General features: G+C 72.0%; 17 protein-coding genes. 4 read left to right on the forward strand and 13 right to left on the reverse strand.

All coding sequences use genetic code 11. The features are described 5' to 3' along the window. Positions 1 to 4: 4 nt before the first annotated feature. Both IF22_RS0104440 and IF22_RS0104445 read right to left on the reverse strand, forming a co-directional pair. Entirely contained in the window at positions 5 to 673 is a 669-nt protein-coding gene (locus IF22_RS0104440) for a maleylpyruvate isomerase N-terminal domain-containing protein (RefSeq protein WP_245233522.1), read from the reverse strand. 8 nt (positions 674 to 681) lie between these two features. Next, a complete protein-coding gene (locus IF22_RS0104445) occupies positions 682 to 1569 on the reverse strand; it encodes a phosphatase PAP2 family protein (RefSeq protein ID WP_030328658.1) in 888 nt (295 codons plus the stop codon). Between the two features lie 230 nt (positions 1570 to 1799). Between IF22_RS0104445 and IF22_RS0104450 the strand changes: the two genes are divergently transcribed. Then, entirely contained in the window at positions 1800 to 2408 is a 609-nt protein-coding gene (locus IF22_RS0104450; RefSeq protein ID WP_210865367.1) for a DUF3159 domain-containing protein, read from the forward strand. Between the two features lie 333 nt (positions 2409 to 2741). Here the strand turns inward: IF22_RS0104450 and IF22_RS0104455 are convergent, their stop codons facing one another. Beyond that, positions 2742 to 5648 carry a glycoside hydrolase family 48 protein gene (locus IF22_RS0104455; RefSeq protein ID WP_030328662.1) on the reverse strand — a complete coding sequence of 969 codons (2907 nt, stop codon included), beginning with the start codon at positions 5646 to 5648 and terminating at the stop codon, positions 2742 to 2744. A gap of 842 nt (positions 5649 to 6490) precedes the next feature. Here IF22_RS0104455 and IF22_RS0104460 point away from each other — a divergent pair. Next, positions 6491 to 7834: a GH1 family beta-glucosidase gene (locus tag IF22_RS0104460; RefSeq protein ID WP_030328664.1), complete on the forward strand. Its 1344-nt coding sequence runs from the start codon at positions 6491 to 6493 to the stop codon at positions 7832 to 7834. A 79-nt stretch (positions 7835 to 7913) separates the two neighbouring features. On the opposite strand, the gene IF22_RS0104465 is transcribed toward IF22_RS0104460, so the two are convergent. The 3 genes from IF22_RS0104465 to IF22_RS0104475 all read right to left on the reverse strand — a co-directional run bounded on the left by IF22_RS0104465 (position 7914) and on the right by IF22_RS0104475 (position 12388). Further along, complete coding sequence (locus tag IF22_RS0104465) at positions 7914 to 8336, reverse strand: roadblock/LC7 domain-containing protein (RefSeq protein WP_030328666.1); 423 nt, start codon at positions 8334 to 8336, stop codon at positions 7914 to 7916. Beyond that, complete coding sequence (locus IF22_RS0104470; protein WP_030328668.1) at positions 8333 to 10876, reverse strand: sensor histidine kinase; 2544 nt, start codon at positions 10874 to 10876, stop codon at positions 8333 to 8335. Before IF22_RS0104470 ends, IF22_RS0104465 begins: the two co-directional genes overlap by 4 nt. 99 nt (positions 10877 to 10975) lie before the next feature. Continuing rightward, the gene (locus IF22_RS0104475; protein WP_030328670.1) at positions 10976 to 12388 is read right to left on the reverse strand and encodes an FGGY family carbohydrate kinase; all 1413 of its coding nucleotides are present in this window, start codon (positions 12386 to 12388) and stop codon (positions 10976 to 10978) included. Between the two features lie 204 nt (positions 12389 to 12592). Between IF22_RS0104475 and IF22_RS0104480 the strand changes: the two genes are divergently transcribed. After that, positions 12593 to 14515, forward strand: coding sequence for an anthranilate synthase family protein (locus IF22_RS0104480; protein ID WP_030328672.1), 1923 nt, complete (start codon positions 12593 to 12595; stop codon positions 14513 to 14515). Between the two features lie 309 nt (positions 14516 to 14824). Here IF22_RS0104480 and IF22_RS35590 read toward each other — a convergent pair whose 3' ends face one another. The 3 genes from IF22_RS35590 to IF22_RS0104495 form a co-directional block, all read right to left on the reverse strand. Further along, a complete protein-coding gene (locus IF22_RS35590; protein WP_030328674.1) occupies positions 14825 to 15193 on the reverse strand; it encodes a DUF3037 domain-containing protein in 369 nt (122 codons plus the stop codon). Next, positions 15190 to 15948, reverse strand: coding sequence for a HipA family kinase (locus tag IF22_RS0104490; RefSeq protein ID WP_030328676.1), 759 nt, complete (start codon positions 15946 to 15948; stop codon positions 15190 to 15192). Before IF22_RS0104490 ends, IF22_RS35590 begins: the two co-directional genes overlap by 4 nt. Before the next feature lie 64 nt (positions 15949 to 16012). Next, positions 16013 to 16405, reverse strand: a complete 393-nt coding sequence (locus tag IF22_RS0104495) for a hypothetical protein (RefSeq protein WP_030328678.1) — start codon at positions 16403 to 16405, stop codon at positions 16013 to 16015. Between the two features lie 138 nt (positions 16406 to 16543). On the opposite strand from IF22_RS0104495, the gene IF22_RS0104500 reads away from it, so the two are divergent. Beyond that, on the forward strand, positions 16544 to 17653 hold the full coding sequence (locus IF22_RS0104500; protein WP_030328680.1) for a winged helix DNA-binding domain-containing protein: 1110 nt from the start codon (positions 16544 to 16546) through the stop codon (positions 17651 to 17653). Here the strand turns inward: IF22_RS0104500 and malQ are convergent. The 4 genes from malQ to IF22_RS0104520 all read right to left on the reverse strand — a co-directional run bounded on the left by malQ (position 17605) and on the right by IF22_RS0104520 (position 22871). Then, positions 17605 to 19656, reverse strand: coding sequence for a 4-alpha-glucanotransferase (gene malQ / locus IF22_RS0104505; RefSeq protein WP_245233523.1), 2052 nt, complete (start codon positions 19654 to 19656; stop codon positions 17605 to 17607). The genes IF22_RS0104500 and malQ overlap by 49 nt on opposite strands. A gap of 162 nt (positions 19657 to 19818) precedes the next feature. After that, positions 19819 to 21027: an ABC transporter ATP-binding protein gene (locus IF22_RS0104510; RefSeq protein ID WP_030328684.1), complete on the reverse strand. Its 1209-nt coding sequence runs from the start codon at positions 21025 to 21027 to the stop codon at positions 19819 to 19821. A 10-nt stretch (positions 21028 to 21037) separates the two neighbouring features. Beyond that, on the reverse strand, positions 21038 to 21874 hold the full coding sequence (locus IF22_RS0104515; protein WP_030328686.1) for a carbohydrate ABC transporter permease: 837 nt from the start codon (positions 21872 to 21874) through the stop codon (positions 21038 to 21040). Between the two features lies 1 nt (position 21875). Continuing rightward, positions 21876 to 22871, reverse strand: a complete 996-nt coding sequence (locus tag IF22_RS0104520) for a carbohydrate ABC transporter permease (protein ID WP_030328688.1) — start codon at positions 22869 to 22871, stop codon at positions 21876 to 21878. Positions 22872 to 22914: the final 43 nt, after the last annotated feature.

The following is a 22914-nucleotide window of genomic DNA, read 5'->3' on the forward strand; positions in this document are numbered from 1 at the left end:
GCCGTCAGCGGCCGAAGGCCAGCCAGCGGAAGCCGGCGGCGTCGACCGCTGCCCGTTCCGGGACGGTCACTGCCGTCCGGCCGGTGGCCTTGCGGATCAGCGTCAACCGGTCCCAGCCCAACCCGGCCGGCGTCGGTCGTCCGCCGGTGAGCAGCTCGGCGATGACCGCCGCCGCCGGTGGGGTGAGCCACGGGGACCGGCCCAGCGCGGCGGCCAGGTCCAACCCGTGCACGCCCACCTCGACGACCCGGGTCCGCAGGAACTCGCCGAGGCGCATCGCGTCGCCGTGGCGGGTTCGCACCACCCGGTCGGGCGCGGCGGCGGCGACGGCCGCCTCGGTGGCCCGCCAGGCCCGGTCGAACTCGGTCGCCAGCGCCGCCCGGTCCACCGGTAGCGCGTCCCGCTGCCCGCCGGCGATCCGGTCGGCGTCGACCTCGGCGGTGAACTTCGCCGCGCCGAAGTAGCCTGCGGCGTCCACCTCGGCGTGTGGCGGGGCGGGCGCGGCGAGCATGTCGGTCAGTCGGCCGACCCCGGTGCGGGTGTGCGCGATCAGCTCCCGGACGGTCCACGGCGGGCAGTCGGTGGGCCGGCCGAGATCATCGTCGGTCAGCTCGGTCAGGACCTCGGTGAACCGCGCGCACTCGGCGGAGAACGCCGCCCGGGTCGGCTCCACCGGGCGGCTCAGCCCTTGACCCGGGGCACCAGCCGGTGCACGACGGTGAGCACCAGCGCCATCACCACGGCCATCGTGCCGGCGATCCCGGCGGCGCTGCCCGCGTACCCGACGAACAACGGCCGGCGGGACAACTCCTGCGGCCCGGTGCCGCGTAGCTCGATCAGCCAGGACAGGGACAGTCCGCTGGCGACCAGGGCGAGCAGGCCGACCACCCCGAGCACCAGCGCGGCGACCCGGTGCGCGTCGCCGGGGGCGACCTCGGCCTGCTCCCGTTGGGTGATCAGCAGGAGCAACCCGGCCAACGCCGCCCAGACACCCACCACCAGGTACGCGGCGACGGCGTCGCTGGGCCGGTGCCAGCCGGCGGACAGGGTGGCGACTCCGGCGACGGCGGCGTAGCCGGCACCCACGAACGCGCCGACCGCCCGGACCTTGCGCGGCAGCACGAGCATCAGCGCGACCGCCACCGAGGCGGCCACCGTGGTGTGCCCGCTGGGCAGGCTGTTGCCCACCGCCGCGCGTTCCGGGTCGAGGCCGAAGTCGGGGCGGTTCAGCCCGTACTTGAGCAGTTGGGTGGTGACGTTCGCTCCGGCGATCAGCAGGGTCGCGGTGATCGCCAGGGCGATCCGCCCCCGGATCAACGCGATGAAGCCGATCATCGCGGTGGCGGCCAGCAGCGAGACCACCGACATCGCGTTGAGGATCCGGTCGACCGGACCATCGATGGTGTCCTGTCCGATCCGGTTGCCGGTGAGGGCGACGGTGTCCACCCACTGACCGATCTCGAGGTGCACGGCCACCCGCCACACGGCGAGGAAGGCAGCCGCCTGGACAAGGGCCAGTACGACCAACCAGACCGCGGTCCAACCCCGTGCCGTCGCGCGCATCCGCACACCGTAGCGGCAGGTGTCGGCGGTCCGAGCGGTGGCCCGCCACCAATCGCCGGTTAGGTTGTGCCGGAGGTGAGGAGGCGGTGGTGAGCGGAACACCGGAGCGCGACAGCTGCCCGGCCGAGCCCGGTCCGGAGCAGCGCAGAGGCGGCGATCCGGGGCCGGAAGGGCCGGCGCGGGCCGGCGTCGACACCGGTCCGGGAGAGCCAGCGCGGGCCGAGTCGCTGACGGATCTGCTGGGCGGGCGACGCGGCGCCATCGACGCCACACTGCCGCCGCTGGCGTTCGCCGCGGGGTGGTTGTGGGGCGGCGAGTCGCTGTGGGGCGGGGTCGGCGCGGCGCTGGCAGTGGGCGCGGTGGTGGCCGGCGTACGCCTGCGTCGGGGTGACCGGCCGCGTTCGGTCCTGATCGGGCTGCTGGCCGTCTGTGTCGCGGCGCTGATCGCGGTGCGCACCGGTCGGGCCGAGAACTTCTTTCTGATCCAGGTGTTGTCAAACGCCGCGAGCGCTCTGGCGTGGACGGTCAGCATCGTGGTGCGGTGGCCACTGCTCGGTGTGCTGGTCGGCGCGGTGCTGGGCCAGCGCGCCCGATGGCGGCGCGACCCGGTGCTGCTGCGCGGGTACGGCCGGGCGAGTTGGGTGTGGACGGCGACGTACCTGCTGCGGGTCGCCGTGTTCGTGCCGCTCTACCTGGGCGGGCAGGTGCTCGCGCTGGTGGTGGCCCGGGTGGCGCTGACCTGGCCGCTGGTGGCGGCGGCGCTGGCACTGAGTTGGGTGGTGCTGCGGCGCTCGCTGCCGGCCGGGCACCCGGGGCTGCGTCACCCGGTCGTGCCGCCTCGCTGAACCGGTCGCGCCGCCTCGCCGGTGCGGCGGGGCGGCGCGGACTCGCTGCAAAAGTGGAGAGGCCGCCACGGGGGGAGCGGCCTCTCCGGTGACGTACGTTACTCCGTCACGGACCTCGGTGTGATCCCGCGACGGCCCGAATTTCTGGGCTTTTTCGCGGCTAGCTTCAGTCCGGGCGGTGGGGCGGGCCAGCCGATCCGCTGCGTCGGCCAGATGGCCGGCCCACCCCGGCCTGACCGTGGGTGTCAGGCCGTCCGCCAGCCCTGGTCCGTCGTTCCCCGGACCGGGCCGGACCCCGGGGTGGGCGGTCCACGCCACCCACCCCGGGTCGTATCAGCCGTTCGGGAACAGGCTGCCGTAGTCGGCGTACGCCATGGCGACGTCAGCCTGCGCCCAGAACCGGTGGTAGTTGAACTCGGGCTCCGGACCACCGTCCAGGTACGCCTGCACCTTGGGCCAGTCCGGGTCGTTCTTGTAGAAGGACCGGATGTCCAGGAAGCTCTTGCCGGCGGCGATGGCGTCGCCGTTCGGCATCTTCCCGGTCCAGCCCGACGGGACGTAGAGGCCCTGTCCGGTGGACGCGTTGTAGACGTCGTCGAAGCGCCGGTAGTCGCCACGCTTCTCGGTGGTGGACACGCCCTTGGCGTCGCTGGCGGACGACAGCGCGTCGAGCAGCCCCTTGGCGGTGTCCTTCGCCGCGACGTTGCCCGACTTGGCCGCGTACGCGATCAGGGTCCGGGCGTAGGCGGCGGTGACGCCGACGTCCTGGCCCTTCACCGTGACCTCGACGTGCAGGTTGGTGTTGGGCTGCGGGTTGGACGGGTTCCAGGTGGTCGGCTGACCGGTCCACGCCATGTCCGACGGGATGGACCAGTTGGTGCCGAGGGTGGTGTTGGCGATCGCCCACGGCACCCACTTGTCCAGCAGCGCCTTGGCCTTCGCGTTGCCGGTCTGCAGGTACAGCTCGGCGATGCGCTGCATCGACCAGGCCTGCATGCCGAACCACTGGTTCGACGGCGGGTCGTTGTAGACCGGGTCGACGTCGTAGAACATGCCGTAGAAGGTGCTGGTGCCGGCCGGCGGCTGGGCGTAGCTGCCGTCCCAGCTGTTGGTGGCACCACCGGCGATGCCGCCCTCGGCGGACTGCAGCCAGGTGTAGAACTCCAGCTGCCGGTCGAGGCTCTTGGTCCAGTCGCTGGCGGCGGTCGGCGACTTCGGCGCCAGCTCCGGGGTGTTGGTCAGCGCCCAGGCCGCGAACGGGTTCTGGTAGCCGAAGTGGTTGTGGCTGGAGCCGATCCGCCAGGACCAGTTCTGGCTGGTGTCGTACGCGCCGCCCCAGGCGTAGTACCAGGACAGCAGGTAGTGCGCCGAGTCCTTGCCGCTGCCGGCGGGGCAGGTGCTGGCCCCGACGCAGTTGCCGATCTTCTTGAAGTACTTGTCGAACATCGCGTACCGCAGGTAGTCGCCCATCTTGGCGGCCTTGGTGATGGTGGCCGCGACGTCGGCCTGCTTGTTCTGCGCCTTGGCCCAGGTCAGCGCCCAGTACGCGGCCTGCACGGCGCGGGCGTCGGCGTCCGGAGCGTTGGTGTACTTCCACTGCTTGGCGGGGGCCCCGGTGTCCTTGACGAACAGGTCGAGGTAGCCGTACTGACCGCCGTGCTTGAAGGTGTCGCAGGACGGCTGCGGGACGGTCTCCCACACCGACTCCTGGGTGCCCCGCTGGAAGGTGTTGATGTACGCCGGCTTGGTGGTGCCGTCACCGCAGCGGCCGAAGCCGTAGGTGTTGTCGACGTCCATCAGCCAGTGCATGCCGTAGATGTCGCCGGTGCCGTAGGTGGACTGCAACTCCGAGCGGAGCGGGTCCTGGCCGACCGGGACGTTCGGGTCCAGCGCCGAGGGGTACTGGCTGGGCAGGTTGTACTCCGCGGCGTACTGCGGGGTGCCCGCGGAGCCGGCGGTCGGCTGGTCGGCGTGCGTCGGGATGATGTACTTCTCCATCACGGTCCACGCGTTGTTGAACGGGGCCCAGTTCTGGGTGACCCGCCCGTAGTTCGCCTCCAGCCAGAGCCAGAAGCTGAACGCCTCGGAGGTGGTCTCGTGACCGTGGTCGGGGGCTTCCACGATCAGCGTCTCCACCGAGTGGTACGGCACGCCCTCGGGGCTGAAGTAACCCGAGTTCTTGATCTTGCCGTACTGCTCGAGGAACTTCGCGATGTAGGTGTTGTCGCCGCCGGGGGTGTCGTTGTCGATCTCGGTGGCGGTGACCGCCAGCGAGGCCAGACCCGTGGCGGTGGCGGTGATGGTGGCGGCGCCGCCGACGGTGTCGGCGTCCTCGGCCGCGGCGACCGTGACGGTGGCCCCGGTGTTCCAGTTGCTCGGGGTCAGCGTGACGGTGCTCGGCGAGACCGTGACATCGGTGTCACCGGTGCGGGTGAGGGTGACCGGCACGTTGGCCGTCGGCGCGGCGCTGAGCTTCAGGTTGAAGGTGGCGGTGCCACCCTCGGCGACGCTCACCGCGGACGGCGTGGCGACCAGCGTCGGGCCGCTGGCGGCGCCGACGGTGAATGCCTTCTCGTCGACCCCGATGCCGTTGGCGTTGTCATACGCCTTGGCCTGCACGGTGTAGCTGCCGGCCGGCAGGTCTTCCTGGGTGTAGGCGTACGGGGCGCTGGTGTCGGTGTTGATCAGCAGGCCGTTGCGGTAGAACTCGACCTTGCTGATCGTCCCGTCCGGGTCGCTGGCGGTGGCGGTCAGCGGCACGTCGGCCGGTGCGGTGAACGGCCCGCTCGGCAGGCCGAGCGAAACCGTCGGCGGCTGGTTGGCCGGGGTGCCGTTGCACGGGGTGCCGTTGATGGTGAACGCGGTGGGCTTCGGGTTGCTCCCGGTGTGGGCGCCGTTGAAGCCGATGGTGGTGGAGGCCCCGGTGCCGAGGTTGCCGTTGTACGACTCGTTGGTCGCGGTGACCTCACTGCCGGTCTGGCTGTACCGGGCCGACCAGCCCTGGGTGACGCGTTGACCGCTGTTCGGGAAGGTCCACTTGAGCGTCCAGTTGGTGATCGGGTCGCCCAGGTTCTTGATGGTGACGTTGGCGGTGAAGCCGGTGTTCCAGTCGTTGGTCGCGTAGACCACGTCGCAGGCGGGCGCGGCCTGTGCGGCGCCGGCAGGCAGGGTCACCCCGCCGATGGCGAGCAGCGCGGCGGCGGCGAGCGCCACGCGGCGGCGTATTGCCAGTTGTCTCATGTGCGCGGTGTCTCCTCGGACCAGGCCGGGATGGTCCCCGGCGAGGCGCCTGCCCGCGAGGGTGGTGGTGCGCGGGGATGTCGAGGCGCCGGGAAGGTGGTCTCCCCCGGGCCCGGCCGGGGTTCGGCGGTGCGAGCCCGCACGGGAGGGGTCCCGCCGGCTGATCGGGTGACCGTGACCGGAGCTGGTGCTGCCGGCTGCCCTCGGTGGACCCGCACTCACGCGATGTGGCTCCTGTCGCGTCGAATCGACAGTGTGCCATGGAAGCGCTCCCACAACAAGCGCACGGAGCCTCGGATCAGCTCCTTGTTTCGATCTCGTTTTGGGGCTTTCACAAAGGCGTGACGGGCGTTACAGTCGCAACATCGGTCGATGGGAGCGCTTCCATCGACAAGGTTCCAACAAGAAGATCGCTGGGATCGTCTCTGACGAGCTCAGGGAACCAGACCGAGGGCCGACGACGGGCCAGCCCGGACGCCGTCGTCAGCCATCGTCCCGCCACAGGGAGGGAGGTGGAACCAGAGCCACTCGCGTGGCCCGGCTCCCGCGCGACACGCACGGCAGGACCCAAATTCCGCCCGTGTGTGTGCAGTTACGGTGGGGACGGGGGTTGCCCTCCCCCGTCCCCACACTAAACCCCCGTACACGATAGGAAAAGAGGCCGACGGGACAGGCGCGCCGCGCCGCCCGGACGGCCTCGTTCGCTGCTCGGGGCCACACCCGTCTCCCACTCGCCAGCGCCGGCCGCCATGACGGCCGGCTGACCAGCCGGCAGCGCCTGCCCTATCATGGGAGCGCTCCCGAATCTTTCGGCGGTGGCCCCGTATCCATGAGGAGAATCCATGTCGATACCTATTGGGCCCGCCGGCCCGCTGCGCTTCCCGGACAACTTCGGCTGGGGCGCGGCCACCTCCGCGTACCAGATCGAGGGCGCCACCAAGGAGGACGGGCGCGGCGAGTCGGTCTGGGACACCTTCAGCCGCGTCCCGGGGCGCACCCGCAACGGAGACACCGGCGACGTGGCCATCGACCATTACCACCGGTACGCCGAGGACCTCGACCTCATGCGCGACCTCGGGTTGCGCAGCTACCGCTTCTCCATCTCCTGGCCCCGGATCCAACCCGACGGCACCGGCACGCCCAATCAGCGCGGCCTCGACTTCTACCGCCGCCTCCTCGACGGCCTGCACGAGCGCGGCATCACCCCGATGGCCACCCTCTTCCACTGGGATCTGCCCCAGGCGCTCCAGGACGCCGGCGGCTGGGAGTCGCGCGACACCGCCCACCGCTTCGCCGACTACGCCGACGTGGTCTTCCGCGCCCTCGGCGACCGGGTGCCGTCCTGGCTCACCATCAACGAGCCCAAGACCGTGGTGCAGAACGGCTACCTCACCGGCCACCACGCCCCCGGCCGGCAGGACCCGGACGCCGCCTACCTGGTCGCCCACCACCTGCAACTCGCGCACGGGTTCGCCGTCGGCGCGCTGCGGGCCACCGGCAGCGACAGCCGGATCGGCCCCGCGCTCAACCTGCACCCCTGCTACCCCGCCGACGACTCCCCGCAGGCGGCCGCTGCCGCCCACCTCTACGACGCCTACGAGAACCGCCTCTACCTCGACTCGCTGTTCAAGGGCAGCTACCCGGAGGACCTGCTGGCCGACCTGGGCCCGCAGAGCCGGATGGTCCAGGGCATCCGCGACGGCGACCTGAAGGTCATCTCCGCGCCGGTCGACCTGCTGGCCGTGCAGTACTACACCCCGATCTACGTCACCGCCGACGGCGGCACCGCGCACCGGTGGGCGACCTCCGAGGCCGAGTGGCAGCAGATCTACCCCGAGGGGATGTACGACCTGCTCACCCGGATCACCCGCGACTACGGCCCGATCCCGCTCACCATCACCGAGAACGGGCTGCCCACCCCGGACACCCTGGACGCGGACGACACCGTCCAGGACACCGGCCGGATCAGCTTCCTGCGCGACCACCTCACCGCGGCGCACCGGGCCATCGCCGACGGGGTGCCGCTGGAGAGCTTCCACGTCTGGTCACTGCTCGACAACTTCGAGTGGGACCAGGGCTACGACCAGCGCTGGGGCCTGGTCTACGTCGACTACCCCACCCAGCGGCGGGTGCTCAAGAGCAGCGCCACCTGGTACCGCTCCGTCATCGCCGACGGCGGCTTCTGAACGCGCCGCCACCCGGACCGCCGGGCCCGGACGGCTCGGCTCGGGTGAGCCGGTGACCGTCCGGGCTCGGCCGGCTCACTCAGCGGGGCAGCGCCTGCTGCAACTCCGCCCGCAGGGCCGGGGTGAGCATCTCCCCCGCCTGCTTCGCCAGCCGGGCCATCTCGTAGCCCACCACGCCGATGTCCGCGTCACCGGCCGCCAAGGTCGCCAGAATCGAACCGTCGCGGATCTGCATCACCAGGAAGTAGCCACGGCCCATCTCGACCACCGTCTGCTTGACGACATCGCCGTCGAACATCTGGGCCGCGCCCGCGGTGATGCTCATCAGCCCGGAGGTCACCGCGGCGAGCTTGTCCGCGTTGTCACGCGGCAGGTGATCGGAGATCGCCACCAGCAGCCCGTCGGAGGAGACCACCACCGCGTGCGCCACACCCGGCACCCGCTCCGCGAACGCGCTCACCAGCCAGCTCAGGTCACGCGCCTCCTGGCTCAACGTCGTCACTGTCGTCGTCCCCCTTCGTCGTGCCCCCCGGACGGTGGCACGGGTATCTCGGTGGTGTCCTCAGCCTCGGCGCGCCGTACTCCGCTGTAGAGCCGCGAGAGCATGCCGCCGACCGCCTCCGGGTCCGGGTCGGTGCGGGTCGGTGCCGTCATCGGTTGGGCCGAACGGGTGACAGCGCTCAACTGCGCCATGGGCACCCGCACCGGCAGTCCCCGCTCGTTGGTGCCTGCGGTCACCGGGATGGTCGGTGGCGCCGCCGGTGCGGGCACCACCGGTGAGGTCGGGCCCTGCCGCGAATACCAGCCCCCACCGTTGCCGTTGCCGTTGGCAGCGGCCGGGGCCAGCACGTCCTCGGCGCGCACCGGCATCGGGCGGCCCTGACGCGGCACGCCGACGCCCGGCGGGCGGCCGGCCACCGGCAGGTCCCGCACCGCAGCGCCCGGTGCGGCGGCAGCGCCCGGCCAGCCCGCCCCGGGCTGCGCAGCCAGCCCTCGCGCCGCGCTCGCCGCCAGCATCCGCGCCGACGGGGGCGCGTCCAGCTCCACGTTGCCCGGGGCAGCCAGCAACTCGGCGGGCAGGACGAGCCGGGCGACCAGGCCATCCTCGCCGCCCTCCAACCGCACGCGGAGGCCCAACCGGGCCGCCAGGTGGCTGACCACGAAGAGCCCCATCCGCTCCACCGCCGCCACGTCCGCGGCCGGCGGGCTGGCCAGCACCTCGTTCGCCTGCACCAGCGCGGCCGGGCTCATGCCCAGACCACGGTCGACGATCTCGATCAGCGGACCGCCCGCTCCGACCCGGGCGGTCACCACCACGACGGTGTCCGGGCGGGAGAAGGCCGTGGCGTTCTCCAGCAACTCGGCCAGCAGGTGCACCAGCTCGCCGACGGCGTGCCCGACCACGTGCACGTCCGCCACCGACTCGATCCGGACCCGCTGGTACTGCTCGATCTCGGCGGCGGCGGCCAGCAGCACCGCACCGAGACCGACCGGCCGGTTCCACCGGCGGGTCGAGTCGGTGCCGGCGAGCACCAACAGGCTCTCGTCGTTACGGCGCATCCGGGCGGCCAGGTGATCGAGCTTGAACAGGTTCTCCAGCTGGTCCGGGTCGCTCTCCTCGCGCTCCAGGTCGTCGAGCAGCTCCAACTGGCGCTCCACCAGCACCTGACTGCGCCGGGCCAGGTTGACGAACATCGCGTTGACGTTACGCCGCATGAGCGCCTGCTCGACGGCGACAGTGACCGCGCTGCGGTGCACCGCCACGAACGCCTCGGCCAGCTCGCCGATCTCGTCGAGCGAACGCACCACCGCCGGCGCGACCTCGATGCGGGGCACCCCGCCGGTGACGGTCTTCAGCCGGTCCAGGGCGTCGGGCAACTCGACCTGGGCGATCCGCAGCGCCTGGCTGCGCAGCAGCCGCATCGACCGGGCGACCGACCGGCCGATGAGCAACGAGATCAGCAGGGCGGCCAGCAGGACCGTCACGACCCCGCCGACCACCAGCAGGGTCGCCCGCAGCTGGTCGGCGCTGGCCTCCTCGGCCTGCCGCACGGCGTCGTCGAGCACGCCCGCCTCGAGCTGGCGCAGCGACTCCTGGCGTTGCTGGCTGGCCGACCACCACTGCTCCGACGGGAGCACCTGCGGCGACGCGCCACCGGAGGACAGGCTGCGCTCCTCCAGATCGGTGGCGACCAGAAACATCGGCGACACCGATGTCTCGTCGTAGCGGCGGATCTGCGCACTGGTCGCGGCCACCCGGAACGCGCCGAGCGCGGTGAGTTGCTGGCCGCGCAGGTCGGCGAGGATCACCCGGTCCTCGGTGCCGTACGCACCGGCGCGGGCGGCGGCGTAGAGCTGACCCCGCACCCGGGAGGACAGTTCCTTGACCCGGGCCAGCTGGACGTAGCGCAGCACCGCGTCGTTCAGCGCCGGCTGGTTCTGACCCGGCGTCGGTTCGGCGAGCAGGTCGAGCAACGCCCCGACCGCCCGGTGGTAGTTGCTCAGGATGGTCTCGCTGCTGAGCACCGCCGGTGGGATCGCCGCGCGGATGTCGACCACCTGGTCGTACGCCTCCAACGCCTCGGAGAAGGCCACCCGCCAGGAGGCGTCCGCGTCCGCCAGTGGCTCGGCGGCCCGGCTGAGGTCCACGATGGCCTTGTCGGTGGCCGCCTGCAACGGCTTCAGGTCGTTCGCGGCGGCCTGCCGGTCACCACCCTTACGCAGCTCACCCAGCTCCCCCGCCGAGCGGTCGCGCTCCTGCTGGAGGTGGTGCACCGCGGCGGTGATCTGGCGGCCGATGCCGACCTGACTGGAGAAGTCGTTCAACGCCGTCGTCCGCCCCACCAGCGTGCTGGTCTGCACCCCGGCGAGCAGGAGGAACGCCATCGACGGCACCACCAGCACGGTGGCGAGCTTCGTGCTCATCCGCCAGTCGCGCAGCCGGAACGGTGACCGCCGTCGATGCGGAACGACTCGGACGTCGAAGCGGCGGCGGCGATGGTTCGACACCGCACCGTTCGCCGGGTCGGGACCTGCCGCCACCCTGCCTCCTCCGTCCTACCGCGTCCACCGCGGTCGGGGGAGCGCAGTCCATCCAACCAGGCTCGGTACCGCTGTCAACGGCCCGGGCGAGGCCGAGGTTCAGGAAGGATACTGCGGGTGGGACCGTCCTGCCGTGGTCGGTAAAACCAGCTCGTCCGTCCGGCCGATGTCGGCGAGCTCGATCGCGTCACCGAAGCGCCCCAGCGCGACCAACGCGGCACCGGTGGCGCCGATTTCCGGGTTGCGTTGATGCGATACCGGTCGCGGTGCGAGCGCAGTGGCGAAGGCCTGCCGCCACCACACCGAGGCGGCAACCGCGCCGCCGCCCAGCACCACGCCGACCGGTTTGTCGATGGTGGACTCCAACACCCCGAGGTCGTCGGCGACGAGCTCACACAGCCCCTGCATCAGCCCGGCCAGGATGTCGACAGATGTGGTGCTGAAGCTGAGCCCGCGCAGCGCTCCGCTGCCCGCCGGAGCCAGCCCGGGTGCCCGGTCGCCGCCGAAGCGGGGATCCGCCGGTCGACCACCGCCCGCCGGCACCAGCGCCAGCGCCGCGTCCAGCTCCGCGCCCTGGGGCAACCGCAACTCCCGGTTCGCCCAGGCGAAGAGGTTGCCGCCGTTGGCGTACGCGGCACCGGTCACCACGTGGTCGTGGTCGACTCGGTAACGCCACAACCGTTCCGGCAGGCGGGGCATCGGTTCGCCGGCCGGGATCCGCTGCATCAGCCGTACGGCTGCGGAGGTGCCCACTGTGACGGCGGCCCGGCTCGGGTCGACGCAGCCCGAGCCGACGTTCGACGCCCCTCCGTCACCGACCGGCGGTGACCAGCGGGCCTGCGCCAGCTGCGGCCACCGACGAGCCAGGTCGACCCGGAGCCGGCCGTGCCAGTCCAGCTCGCCGAGGGGCGGCAGCTGCGCCGGTGTCGCCTCGGCCAGTGCCAGCGCCTCATCGTCCCAGCGCAGGGTGCGCAGATCCAGCAGACCGGTCCCGGAGGCCTGGGAGATCGACATGGGCGCGGTGTCGAGCAGCTCACCCAGCACGTACTCGGGCAGACCGACGAACCGGGCGATCGGGGTGCCGGACTGCTCGCGCAACCAGGGCAACCGCATCGACCAGTACGACCGGTGCCACCAGCAGCCGGTGCGCTGGTGGAAGCCGTCCGGGTCCGCCGGTCCGGCGGTGCGGCCGACCGGGGCGGGCCGGGTGTCCAGCCAGGTGACCACCGGGCCCAGCGGAGCGCCGTCGCGGTCCAGCGGAAGCACCGAGTGCCACTGGGCGGAGACCGCCACCAGGTCGACGTCGTGCAGGTGCCCCGACTCGGCCAGCTCGTCCAGGCACTCGACCAGGCTCGCCAGGTAGTCCCGGCCGGACAGCGTGCCGGTGCCGTCGTCGCCGATGGCGAGGTCGACCTTGCGGCGGGCCAGTGCGCCGGGCAGCGGCTGCGTGTCCGCGTCCAGCACCAGCCCGCGTACCGAGGAGGTGCCCAGGTCGAGCGCGAGAATGTTCATCGCCGGTCAAGTTACCCCGTGCCAGCGGGGCGACGGGCGCGTAGGGTGGATCACATGCTCGCGCACCTGACCAGTTGGTGGCCCGCCGACCCGGCGGCCATCCCCCGCGCGTAGCTCCATCCACGCGGCCGCCATCGAGGCGGTCGCCGGATCTCCCGGTTCCAGGGCCGCCCGAGGGCGGCACCCGGCCCGACGGAGATTCCGATGACCCAGCTGACCGACCTGCTCGCCGCCGTCACGCACGGCGTCGACCCCGGCCCCTTCGCGCTGCTGCGCCGCGACGGCGCTGACGAACTGGACCTGTTCACCGGCCCGGTCGACACCGCCGAGGGGCTCACCGACATTCCGCTGCCGCCGGGCCCACCCGGGGCCCGGACGCTGGCCCTCGTGCCGTACCGGCAGATCACCGAACGTGGTTTCGCCTGCGTCGACGACGGTGCCCCGCTGGAGTTCCTCCAGGTCAGCGCCCACCAGCGGATCGCACTGGCCGACGCCCTCGCCACGCTGCCCGACGAGCCGGTCCACACCACCGACGCCGGCTTCGACGTCAGCGACGAGGAGTACGCGCGGACCGTGCAGCGCGTGCTGTCCGAGGAGATCGGTCGGGGCGAGGGCGCGAACTTCGTGATCCACCGCGCCCTGCACGCCACCGTGCAGGGTCCGCCGCTGCGGGCCGCGTTGGCCGCACTGCGCCGGTTGCTGGTCGGCGAGCGCGGCGCGTACTGGACGTTCGTGGTGCACACCGGCACCCGCACGCTGGTCGGCGCCAGTCCGGAGCGGCACGTCAGCGTCGACGACGGGCTGGTGATGATGAACCCGATCAGCGGCACCTTCCGCTGCCCGGGCGGCGTCGCGGACCGGACGGCCCTGCTGCGTTTCCTCGCCGACCCGAAGGAGGTCGAGGAGCTGTACATGGTGCTCGACGAGGAGCTGAAGATGATGGCCACCGTCGCCGAACACGGTGGGCAGGTGATCGGGCCGTACCTGAAGGAGATGTCGCACCTGGCGCACACCGAGTACCTGCTCGCCGGGCGGGGCACCCGGGACGTGCGGGAGGTGCTGCGCGAGACGATGTTCGCCCCCACCGTGACGGGCAGCCCGATCGAGAACGCCTGCCGGGTGATCGCCCGACACGAGCGCCGGGGTCGGGGCTACTACGGCGGTGTGCTGGCGTTGCTCGGTCACGACGAGGCCGGCCGGCAGACGCTCGATGCCCCGATCCTGATCCGGACCGCCGAGATCTCCCCCACCGGCCGACTGCGGGTGCCGGTCGGCGCGACCCTGGTCCGGCACTCGACGACGGCCGGCGAGGTGGCCGAGACGCACGCCAAGGCCGCCGGTGTGCTGGCCGCGCTCGGCCTCGGTCCGGCGGCGTCCGTCGGCGACCGCGGGCCGGTCGCGCGGCTGGCCGACGACCCGGCGGTACGCGACGCGCTGGCCGCGCGTAACGCACCGCTGGCGCGGTTCTGGCTGGACCAGCGGTCACCGGACGCGCCCGGACTGCCCGCACTGGTCGGCCGCCGGGCGTTGATCGTGGACGCCGAGGACACCTTCACCGCCATGCTGGCCCACCAGCTGAGCGCGTTGGGCCTCGCGGTGACCACCCGGCCGTGGCACGCGAGCGGCCCGGTCGACGACTACGACCTGGTGGTGGCCGGTCCCGGGCCGGGTGACCCGGGCAGCGCGGACGCGCCGAAGATGGTGGCGCTGCGCTCGCTGCTGACCGGGCTGCTGGCAACCGGTCGTCCCACCCTCGCGGTCTGCCTCGGCCATCAGGTGCTGGCCGGGCTGCTGGGGCTGACGCTGCACCGCCGGGAGGCGCCCTACCAGGGGTTGCAGCGGGAGGTACCGGTGTTCGGGCGGACCCGCCGGGTCGGGTTCTACTCGACGTTCACCGCCCGCGCCGAGGCCGACCGGTTGGCCACCGCGTACGGGCCGGTGGAGCTGGCCCGGGACCCGGGCGACGGTGCCGTGCACGCCCTGCGGGGGCGCGGCTTCGCCGGGGTGCAGTTCCACGCGGAGTCGGTGCTCAGCCCGGACGGGCTCGCCGTGCTGAGCGAGCTGTTGGCCGATCTGCTGCCGGCGGCGCGTACGCAGGCGCTGTCCGCGACGCGCGACGGCGCATAGTCACAGTGCCCCGGGGGTAGGGCTGGATTGACCGGTGGCGCGGACGGGCCGAGAGCCCCCGCCCGCGCCACCGGTCACCCTCGTCCGTCAGCCGGCCGCCGGCCGCCGGCCGCCGGCCGCCGGCTCAATTTTTCCGCAACTTCCGGGGCGTTCCGGCCCGGCGCCGCGCGCGGACGACGATCCTGATGCCATCGGTGCCGGCGGGATCGAGCCGTCGCCCCGCACCGGGCGCCTGAACGGGGGATCGCGCTCCGCCGGCAACGGAGCTGGCGTAGCGCGATCAGGGGACCGGGTCCGCCCCGCCCGCGCTCAGTGGACCAGGGTCGCCATCAGCCGGTCCAGTTCGGCCGCCGGGTCGGCGGTGAGGCCGGTGTGCACCGGCCCCGTCTGGATCATCGTGCTGCGCGGCGCGGCCAGCCAGTGGAACCGCTCGCCGAGGCGCATCCGGGTCGCCGGCCCGTCACCGGAGCAGGTCCGGTCCCAGGAGTCGAGCACCGCCGCCACCGCCGGCAGGTCGACGTCGGGGGCCAGCGCGTGCACCCGGTCGGCGTCCAGGTGCGTCCGCGCGGCCAGGTAGTCGCGCTGCTGGCAGTAGAGCAACACCCCGACGTTGATCTGCTCGCCGCGCTCGATGCGGGGTACGAGCCGGATCACCGCGTACTCGAAGGGTTGCCTCATGCCCCGCTCCCCGGTGGCAGCCAGTCGGCCGTGCGGGCGACCCGGCGGGTCAGGTGGTGCAGGTACGCCTCGCGCGCCGCGTCGGCCGTGTCGAAGTCGGCGGCGGTCAGCCACTCCCCCGGTACCAGGGCCAGCACCTCGCTGAGCAGCTCCGGGGTGACCTGGGGGGCCAACTCGGCGTCGGCCTCGGCCAGCCGCGACGCGTACGGCGCCAGCACGTGATCGTCCGCGCGGTAGGCCCGGTGCACGGCGGCGTCGGCGCGCGGCCAGTTGTGGTGGAAGTACAGCGAGGCGCCGTGGTCGATCAGCCACAGCTCCCGGTGCCAGACGAGCAGGTTCGGATTGCGCCAACTGCGGTCGACGTTCTCCACGTACGCGTCGAACCAGAGCACCCGGGAGGCCAGCGCCGGGTCGACGGGGTGCGCCACCGGGTCGAAGCCCAGCGCCCCGGGCAGGAAGTCCATCCCGAGGTTGGCGCCACCGCTGCCGCGCAGCAGCTCCTGCACCTCCTGGTCGGGTTCGGCCCGCCCGATGACCGGGTCGATGTCGAGGACCACCAGCGGCGGCACCCGCAGCCCCAGCCGGCGGGCCAGCTCGCCGCAGATCACCTCGGCGATGAGCGCCTTGGGCCCCTGCCCGGCGCCGCGGAACTTCGCCACGTAGGTGCCCAGGTCGTCGGCCTCCACCACGCCCGGCAGCGACCCACCCTCGCGGAGCGGGGTGACGTAGCGGATCGCGGTGACCTGGCGGAGCACGCCGCCCACCCTACTGTGCTGCCCGGGACGGGTGGGCGGGCCGGCCCGGACCGGCACACGTGGGTCAGTCGAGCTTGTCGCGCAGCTTGTCGACCTGGGTCTGCAGGCGGTTCACCGCGTTCTCGTTGTTGACGAACGTGGTGATCCCCGCGGCCAGGCCGAGCCCGATCAGCACGGCCAGGATGCTGAGCACCAGGCCGCCGATGGACACGCCACGACCGGTGACCCCGGGTCGGCGCGCCATCTTGAGCCCGACGATGCCGAGGATGATCCCGATGATGCCCAGCACCAGCCCCAGCCAGGCGAGGATCGCCGTCAACACGCTGAACAGGCCGGCCACTCCGAACACCAGGGCGAAGGTCGCTGCGGCGCTGGTCTTGGCGCGGGCGTCCCCCCGGTGGCCGCGGGACCCGGCCGTTACGCCGGCACCCCGGGCCGGCTCGCTTGCGGCAGTCATGAGAATCCCTTCCGTACGCGCGGCGCGCGCACTTCCGGCGAGCCGCATTCCCCCGAAGACCCCGGTTACGCCTCCCACCAGCAGGAGTGTCGGTGGTCGGGCCTAGGCTGGCCGCCCGGCCACGAAAAGGAGCGCCCGATGCCTGTCGACCTCAGCGCGGCCGAGGCGCTCGCGCTGCGGATGACCAGCTTGTTGCTGCGCCCGCAGCCGAGCACCCGACCCGGCACCGTCGCCGAGGTGGTCGAGTGGTTCGGCGCGATGCAGGCACAGGATCTGGCCAGCGGGTTGTGGTCGCTGGGGGCCCGACTGCCCGGTTGCCGGGTGACCGACGTGCAGGCGGCGTTGGAGCGGCGTGAGGCGCTGCGCACCTGGCCGATGCGGGGCACCGTGCACCTCGTGCCGTCCGCCGACGCCCGTTGGATGCTGGAGCTGACCGGTGTCCGATCGCTGGCCGCCGTGGCGACCCGGCGGGCGCAGCTCGGGCTCAGCGAGGCCGACGCGGACCGGGCGGTGGACGTCCTGGGTGCCGCGTTGGCCGGCGGTGGTCGGCTCACCCGCGCGCAGTGCCTGGCCGCCCTGCGGGCCGCCGGCCTGAGCACCGACGGGCAGCGCGGCTACCACCTGCTGTGGTATGCGAGCGTTCGCGGGGTGACCTGCGTGGCGCCCAACGTCGGCACCGAGCAGACCTTCGCCCTGCTCGACGAGTGGGCACCCGAATCTCGCCGGTTGGAGCGGGACGAGGCGCTGGCCGTGCTCGCCCACCGCTACGTTCGCTCGCACGGCCCGGTCACCGACCGCGAGTTCGCCGGGTGGAGCGGGCTCACCCTCACCGACGCCCGGCGCGGCCTGACCGCCGCCGACGACGCGCTGAGCACCGTACGGGTCGACGGCACACCGATGTACGTCGACGCGGCAGTGCCAGACGCCCCGCGCGCCACGGCGGACGACGTGCTGGCGTTGCCCGGTTTCGACGAGTACCTGCTCGGCTTCCGGGACCGCACGTTGATGCTCGACCCCGCCCACCAGGCGGCGGTGGTGCCGGGCAACAACGGCATCTTCCAGGCCACAGTGGTGCGCGCCGGTCGGGTGGTCGGCGTGTGGAAGCGCAAGATCACCCGCACCGGGGTCACCGTGACCGTCCGGCCGCTCACGCCGCTGGACGTCGCCGCGCGGGCCCGGGTGGAGCAGGCGCTCGGGCGCTACGCCGACTTCCTCGGGCTGCCGGCCCGCTTCGACTGGCTGACCTGACCGACGGCGTCACGCGGCGGCGGGTCGGCCGCTCGTGGGCGGGCGGCGCTGAGCAGGTCGGCGATCCGCCTCACCCGGGGATCTTCGCGGATCTGCGCCACGCTGGCCGGCAGCGGCAGCCGCCAGTTCGGGTACTCGTCCACCGTGCCCGGCATGTTGGGTTGGCGCACCTCGCCCAGCACGTCGTAGAGGGAGACGCCGAGCAGCCGGGTCGGGCTGGCCGCGAGCGCGGCGTGCATCGACACCACCACCTCGCCGTCGTCGGGTGTCGCTGTCGCGTCGGGCCGTGCCGGGTCGACGGTCGGTGTCGGCAGCAGGTTCTCGGTGCGCAGCATCGTGAGCAGCCGGTCGCGGTCGGCGGCGGCGCGGGCCCGCTCCACCGCCACGTCGGTGCCGAGCAGTTTCAACTCGTCGCGCACCCGCACGTGCTCGCCGGTGAGGAAGCCCGGTGCGGTGGGCAGGTCGTGGGTGGAGATCGTGGCGAGGGCGTTGCGCGGCCACCGGGCCGGTGGGACGAAGTCACCGTTGTCGTCGCGGGCGAACCACAGCACTGTCGAGCCGAGCATGTTGCGCCCCCGCAACCCTCGGGTCACCGCCGGTTGGACGGTGCCGAGATCCTCGCCGACCACCACCGCGCCGGCCCGGTGCGCCTCCAGCGCGAGGATGCCGAGCATCGCCTCGGCGTCGTAGCGCACGTAGGTGCCCTCGGCCGCGCCGCCGCCCGGCGGCACCCACCACAGTCGCCACAGGCCGGCGACGTGATCGACCCGCAGGCCACCGGCGTGCCGCAGAGCCCGGCGCAGCATGTCCCGGTAGGCGGCGTAGCCGGTGGCGGCGAGCCGGTCCGGACGCCATGCGGCGAGGCCCCAGTCCTGGCCGAGCTGGTTGAAGTCGTCCGGTGGGGCACCGACCCGCACGCCCTGGGCCAGCACGTCGGCGAGCTGCCAGCCGTCCGCGCCGCCCGGGTCGATGCCGACGGCCAGGTCGTGCACGACACCGACCGGCATCCCCGCCGCGCGGGCCGCCGCGGTGACGGCGTCGAGCTGCTCGTCGCACAGCTGTTGCAGCCAGGCGTGGAAGGCGACCCGGTCGGCGAGCTGCCGACGCTGCTCGGCGACCGCCGGGGCGTCCGGGTGGCGCAGCTGCGCCGGCCAGGCCCGCCAGTCGTTGCCGTGCCGCTCGGCGAGCGCGCACCAGGTGGCGAAGCTGGTCAGTGCCGGGTCCGCGGTGAGGTCCACCGGCCGGGCGTGAGGGTGCAGCAACTCCAGGGCGTGCCGCTTGGCGGACCACACCTCGTCGTAGTCGATCAGAGGTCCCCGGTCGGGGCGCAACGCGTCAACCACCGCACGGGTCGCCGGGTCCGCCGCGCGGTACGCGGCGGTGTCGCTGACCCGCAGGTACAGCGGGTTGACGAAGCGTCGGCTGGCGGGCGAATACGGTGAGGTGGCCACCGGGTGCGCCGGCCCCACCGCGTGCAGCGGGTTGAGCAGCACCAGCCCCGCCCCGGTCGCCCCGGCCCACTCGGTGAAGTCGGCGAGGTCACCGAGATCGCCCATGCCCCAGGAGCGCTCCGAATTGAGCGCGTAGAGCTGAAGCATCCAGCCCCAGGCCCGGGGTGGCACCGGGAGCCGGCGCGGCACCACCACCACTGTGACCTCCCGGTCGGCGCAGGCCAGCCGGTGCCAACCCAGCGGCAGGTCGGCCGGCAACTCACCGTCGACCGCCCGTCGACCACCGTCCTCCAGGGTGAGCACCCCTGGGCCGGGCAGCGCCCGGCTGCGGCCGTGGGTGAGCACGACCGTCTCCGGCAGGGTGCCCCGGTCGACAGCGCGGACGGCGGCGAGGGCGTCGGCGATCGCTGCCGGGCTGGTGGCGTCCACGCCGAGCAGCCCCAGCACACCCACCACGGTTTCCGGTGCGACCTCGACGCGGCGGTGCCGCCAATCCTCGTACCAGGTGGAAACACCGTGCGCGTTGGCCAGCGCGGCCAATCGTCGGTTCATCCCCATCCCCCGCCCCGAAACGTGACCTGCAACCACCCTCCCACCCCCGCGCCCCACCCGCTCACCGGCAGCGCCGATCTTGCACTTTCTGTCCCGACATAAGGGGCGTTCGACCTATGTCGACAACAGTTACTGCAAGATCGGCGCTAGCTGGCTAGCTGGCTAGTCGGCGAGCGCGCCGGCGGCCCGACCCTCGTGCAGGGTCAGGTTGCGGCCGTTGGTCGGGTCGAACAGGTGGATCTTCTCCAGGTTGAACCAGACCCGCCGCGTCTGCCCCTCGGCGACCGGGGACTCGGCGGACAGCCGGGTCACCAGGTTGCCGCCGGCACCGGCGAAGTCGGCGGCGCCCGCGTCGGCGGCCAACTCCTCCAACTCGGCGGCGCTGGCCTTCTCACCCTCGACGGTGAAGTAGACGTACTTGTCCGAGCCCATCGACTCGACGATGTCCACCGGCGCCTCGAACTCCATGCCCCGCCGACGCGTGTCGTCGTCGACCAGTTCGGCGTCCTCGAAGTGCTCCGGCCGGATGCCGAGGATCAGCTCACGGGGCGCGTCGGCCGCCTCCAACTCCCGGCGAACACGGTCGCCGAGCGGCACCTGCCCCAGGGCGGTGTGCAACTCGCCGTCCTGCACGGCGGCGTGCAGGAAGTTCATCGACGGTGAGCCGATGAAGCCGGCCACGAAGAGGTTGCGGGGGTGGTCGTACAGCTCCTGCGGTGGCCCGACCTGCTGTACCGCGCCACCCCGCATGATCACCACGCGGTCGCCGAGGGTCATCGCCTCGGTCTGGTCGTGGGTGACGTAGACGGTGGTGGTGCCGAGCTGCTTCTGCAGGCGGGACACCACCGTGCGCATCTGCACCCGCAGCTTGGCGTCGAGGTTGGACAACGGTTCGTCCATCAGGAACGCCTTCGGCTGGCGGACGATGGCGCGGCCCATCGCGACCCGCTGGCGCTGACCACCGGAGAGGTTGGCCGGCTTGCGGTCCAGCAGCGAGGTCAGCTCCAGCACCTTCGCCGCTTCGTCGACCTTCTGGTTGATGGTCTCCTTGTCCAGCTTCGCCAGCCGCAGCGGGAACGCCATGTTCTCCCGCACCGTCATGTTCGGGTAGAGCGCGTACGACTGGAACACCATGGCGATGTCCCGGTCCCGGGGAGCCTTGTCGTTGACCCGCTGCCCGCCGATGCGCAGCTCACCGGAGCTGATGTCCTCCAGCCCGGCGATCATGTTGAGTGTGGTGGACTTCCCGCAGCCGGACGGCCCGACCAGGATCACGAACTCGCCGTCGGCGATCTCCAGGTCGACGTCCTGCACGGCGACGGTCCCGTCCGGGAAGCTCTTGCTCACCTTGTCCAGCACGATGTCAGCCATGACTTTCCACCTATCCCTTGACTGCGCCGGAGGTCAGACCGGACACGATGCGACGCTGGAAGAAGAGGACGAACAGGATGATCGGTACGGTGATCACCACTGCGGCGGCGCAGATCGCCCCGGTGGGGTCCTCGAACTGCGACTCGCCGGTGAAGAACGACAGCGCGACCGGCACCGTACGGGCACGTTCGGTGGAGGTCAGCGTGATGGCGAACAGGAAGTCGTTCCAGCAGAAGATGAAGACCAGGATCGCCGTGGTGAACAACCCGGGCGCGGCCAGCGGCGCGATCACCCGCCGGAACGCCTGCCCCTGGGTGGCGCCGTCCATCTTCGCGGCCTTCTCCAGGTCCCAGGGGATCTGCTTGAAGAACGCCGACAGCGTGTAGATCGCCAGCGGCAGCGCGAAGGTGATGTACGGCAGGATCAGCCCGGGCCAGGTGTCGAACAGGCCCAGCTGACGCTCGATCTCGAACAGCGGCGACACCAGTGACACCTGCGGGAACATCGCGATCAGCAGGGAGACGCCGACCAGCAGCTTCTTGCCGGGGAAGTCCAACCGGCTGATCGCGTACGCGGCCATCGCACCGAGCACCACAGCGATCAGCGTGGCGATCAACGCGATGCCGATCGAGTTGATCAGTGCCCGGACGAACTGGTCGGTGTCGAAGATGGTCCGGTAGTTGTCGAGCGTCCATTCCCGGGGGATGAAGTTCCCGTCGGTGAGGGTGGCCGGCGTCTTGAACGACAGCGACGCGATCCACAGCACCGGGACCAGCGCGAAGACGACCACGAGGACGTCGAGCAGACCCCAGCGCAGCTTCGCCCGGGTGGTGGTTTCGACAGCCATGTCAGCGCCTCTCTCCGTCGTCGCTACCCGGGGCAGCGGTGCCGAACAGCTTCACGAAGACGAACGCGATGATCGCCACGGTGATGAAGATCAGCACCGACATCGTCGAGCCGATGCCGAGGTTGAGGCCCCGGATCAGGTTGTTGTAGGCGAGCATCGACACCGACGACGTCTCGTTGCCTCCGGCGGTCAACACGAAGATGTTGTCGAAGACCCGGAACGCGTCCAGGGTGCGGAACAGCAACGCGACAAGGATCGCCGGCTTCATCACCGGCAGCATCACCTTGGTGAACTTCTGCCAGGCGGTCGCGCCGTCGGTGGAGGCCGCCTTGAGCAGGTCCTCCGGCACCAGCGCCAACCCGGCCATCAACAGCAGCGCCATGAACGGGGTGGTCTTCCAGATCTCCGCGAGCATGATGATCGCCAGCGAGCTGGCCCGCTCGGTCAGCGGCGCGCCGTCGCTGAACAGGTTGGCCAGGTAGCCGGTGCCGGGCGTCCAGGCGTACCGCCAGGAGAACGCGGCGACCACCGTGACGATCCCGTACGGGATCAGCGCCGAGGTCCGGACCAGGCCGCGCCCGATCAGGGTGCGGTGCATGATGATCGCCAGGCCCATGCCGAGCACCAGCTCGACGGCCACGGTGACCACCGTGATCAGCATGGTCACCCCGAACGCGGTCCACCAGAACTCGTTGGTGAGCACCGTGACGTAGTTCTCCAACCCGATGAACTCACGCTGATCGGGGAAGCGCAGGTCGAAGCGCTGCAACGACAGCCAGACCGAGTAGATGATCGGGTACGCGGTCACCGCGATCATGACCAGCGCGGCGGGCGCGCAGAGCAGCAGGCCGAGCCGGCGTTCGGCTTTCTTGTTCTCGCTCAGTGGGGGCTTGCGACGGCCGCCACGTTGGGCGGGCACTGTGGCGCGCCGGCCGGCGGCGCCACTGGTCTCGTCGGCGGCGACATCGGCGCCGGTGGGCGTGGCGTTGATGCTCACGGCGTCACCTCTTCTCGCGACTGCGGGGCTCGCAAAACCGGCT

The sequence above is a fragment of the Micromonospora parva genome (genome assembly GCF_000718515.1).
GTDB classification, from domain to species: Bacteria; Actinomycetota; Actinomycetes; order Mycobacteriales; family Micromonosporaceae; genus Micromonospora; species Micromonospora parva.